Source organism: Protofrankia sp. Cas4 (assembly GCF_963555915.1).
Classification (GTDB): Bacteria; Actinomycetota; Actinomycetes; order Frankiales; family Frankiaceae; genus Protofrankia.
The window spans coordinates 1-3039 of sequence record NZ_CAUVXL010000237.1; the positions used below are offsets into that span (position 1 = coordinate 1).

Annotated in this window: 3 protein-coding genes and 1 pseudogene; all 4 read right to left on the minus strand. The window is 66.8% G+C overall.

What is annotated here, in order from left to right:
• Positions 1 to 248: pseudogene (locus tag U9979_RS21225) on the minus strand (peptide chain release factor N(5)-glutamine methyltransferase); the annotation flags it as partial.
• Positions 245 to 1315: a peptide chain release factor 1 gene (prfA, locus tag U9979_RS21230; protein ID WP_322748063.1), complete on the minus strand. Its 1071-nt coding sequence runs from the start codon at positions 1313 to 1315 to the stop codon at positions 245 to 247. The pseudogene U9979_RS21225 and the gene prfA, both read right to left, overlap by 4 nt.
• Before the next feature lie 98 nt (positions 1316 to 1413).
• Complete coding sequence (gene rpmE, locus U9979_RS21235; protein WP_322748064.1) at positions 1414 to 1653, minus strand: 50S ribosomal protein L31; 240 nt, start codon at positions 1651 to 1653, stop codon at positions 1414 to 1416.
• 128 nt (positions 1654 to 1781) lie between these two features.
• A partial coding sequence (gene rho, locus U9979_RS21240; protein WP_322780742.1) for a transcription termination factor Rho occupies positions 1782 to 3039 on the minus strand: 1258 nt, incomplete at its 5' end.

The window sequence follows — 3039 nt, forward strand, 5'->3', positions numbered from 1 at the left end:
GGCACCCGCGCGACCCGCCGCGCCACGAGCTCGGCAAACCGCTCCAGGTCCGCCGGGGTCATGGTGGCCGTCGGCGCCAAGCGCCGGCGGGGCTCACCGGTCACGTATGCCGCGAGCTCTTCGGCGTCCGACCGGGGACTGGCTACTCCGGCCGCGGCAAGAGCGGTAACCGCTGCACGCATGGACGAAACCAGCGGGCTCATCGGAACGGGCGTTGCCGGCTCACGGTGGGGCCCGACGGAGGTCATGACGGCGATCCGGCCGAGAGCCTCGCCTCCAGGTCCGCCGCAACCAGTGCGTCCAGTACCTCGTCGAGTTCACCGTCGAGTACCTGATCGAGGTTGTGCGCTTTGAATCCGACCCGGTGATCGCTGATCCGGTTTTCCGCGAAATTGTAGGTACGGATCCGCTCGGACCGGTCCACTGTACGAACCTGACTGGCCCGTGCCGCCGATGCCTCTGCCTGCGCCCGCTCGCGGGCGGCGACCAGCAGTCGGGCACGCAGAATGCGCAGGGCCGACTCCTTGTTCTGCAGCTGACTTTTCTCATTCTGGCAGGAGACCACCAGGCCGCTGGGAAGATGCGTGATACGCACCGCCGAGTCCGTCGTGTTGACGCTCTGCCCACCGGGGCCCGAGGAGCGGTACACATCGATGCGCAGCTCATTGGGGTCGATCTCGACTTCGACCGCCTCGGCTTCGGGCAGCACCAGGACCCCGGCCGCCGAGGTGTGGATACGACCTGCCGACTCGGTGACCGGAACCCGCTGCACCCGGTGGACACCACCCTCGAACCGCAGCCGCCCGAACACGCCACCGGTGCTCGTCCGGCCGGCCTTCACCGCCACGCTCACGTCCCGATACCCGCCGAGATCGCTGGGATTCGCGTCCAGGATCTCGGCCCGCCAGCCGCGCCGCTCGGCGTAGCGCAGGTACATCCGCAGCAGGTCGCCTGCGAACAGCGCAGACTCCTCACCGCCGGCGCCCGCCTTGATCTCAAGGATCGCGTCCCGGGCGTCGTCAGGGTCGGTGGGCACCAGATGGGTGTGCAGGCGGTCCCGCAACACCGCGTGCGCGGCCTCAAGCTCCGCGACCTCGGCGCGAAACGAGACATCCTCGGCGGCGAACTCCCGGGCGGTCGCGAGGTCCGCATCGACCCGGTCCAGCTCGCGCGCGGTCTCCACGACCGGGATCAGTTCCGCGTACCTGCGACCGAGACTGCGTGCCAGCGCCGGATCGGCATGCACGGACGGATCGGCGAGACGGCCCTCCAGCTCGGCGTGCTCGGCAAGCAGACCGTCGAGTGGAGTGGTCATTTCGGGAATCTCCTGGTCTAGTGGCCAAAGGCGACGCGACACGGACGCCAAACAGCGCCCGCGCCGCTGTCGGACAGGGCACGGGCGCTGTAAACGTGCTATTTCGTCCCCGGCCCGGCCTTGTCGCCGGGACTACGGCGACCGAAGCGCCGCTCGAACTTCTCGACCCGACCGCCGACATCCAGAATCTTCTGCTTGCCGGTGTAGAAGGGGTGGCACTGTGAGCACACCTCAGCATTGATCACGCCGTCCGACTTGGTGCTACGGGTCGTGAACGTGGAGCCGCAGGTGCAGACGACCGCAGTCTCACGGTACGTCGGATGAATGTCAGCCTTCATGATCCTTCTTCCCGAAGTGGCCGCCGGGTCGCCCTGCCATGACGGCGAGGGCGTGAACCGGTGCCGGGTCTCAACGTTCCAGTCTGCCAGAAGCTTCCGGTCGTCCAGGGACAGCACCGCGGACGCTCTTAGTCCTGCCCTGGAGTCGTCTTCGCGATCTGCATCAGGAACTCGTAGTTCGTCCGCGTCTGCTTCAATCTCTCCAGAAGAAGATCGAGTGCCTGCTGGGACTCAAGGGTATGCAGAACCCGACGCAGCTTGTGCATGATCACAAGCTCGTCCGGCGCAAGTAGGATGTCCTCCTTGCGGGTTCCGGACGGGTCGACGTCAATCGCCGGGAAGATCCGCTTGTCGGCGATCTTCCGATCAAGCTTGAGCTCGGCGTTGCCCGTTCCCTTGAACTCCTCGAAGATCACAGTGTCCATCGTGGAGCCCGTCTCCACCAGCGCCGTGGCGATGATCGTCAACGACCCGCCGTTCTCGATGTTCCTGGCAGCACCGAGGAACCGCTTCGGCGGGTAGAGCGCGGTCGAGTCCACACCACCGGACAGGATCCGGCCGGATGCGGGAGCAGCCAGGTTGTAGGCCCGCCCGAGCCGGGTGATCGAGTCAAGCAGCACGACGACGTCCTCGCCCAGTTCCACCAACCGCTTGGCCCGCTCGATGGAGAGCTCGGCGACGCTGGTGTGGTCGGACGGGGGCCGGTCGAAGGTTGACGCGATGACCTCGCCCTTGACCGACCGCTGCATGTCGGTCACCTCTTCCGGGCGTTCGTCGACAAGAACGACCATGAGGTGACATTCCGGGTTGTTTGTCGTGATCGCGTTCGCGATGGCCTGCAGCACCATCGTCTTTCCCGCCTTCGGTGGGCTGACGATCAACGCCCGCTGGCCCTTTCCGAGCGGCATCACCAGGTCGATCACCCGGGTTGTCAGCAACTGCGGCTCGGTCTCCAAGCGCAGCCGCTCCTGCGGGTAGAGCGGGGTGAGCTTGGTGAACTCGGGTCGGTTGCGCGCCTCATCCGGGTCCAGGCCGTTGACCGTGTCGAGCCGGACCAACGCGTTGTACTTGTCCCGCCGCTGCTCGCCCTCCTGCGGCGCCCGGACGACTCCGGTGATCGCGTCACCGCGGCGCAGAGCATGGCGACGGACCTGAGCCAGGCTGACGTAGACGTCGGTCGGGCCGGTCAGGTAACCGCTGGTTCGCACAAAGGCGTAGTTGTCGAGAACGTCAAGGATGCCCGCGACCGGAACCAGTACGTCGTCCTCGCGGACCACCGGCTCCGACTCGCTGAAACCGCCAGTCTGGCGGCCGCGGTTGCGGCCACGCTCACGGAACCTGCCGCGGTTACGCCGGTTCCCGCCGGCGAAGTCGTCGTCGCGCTCA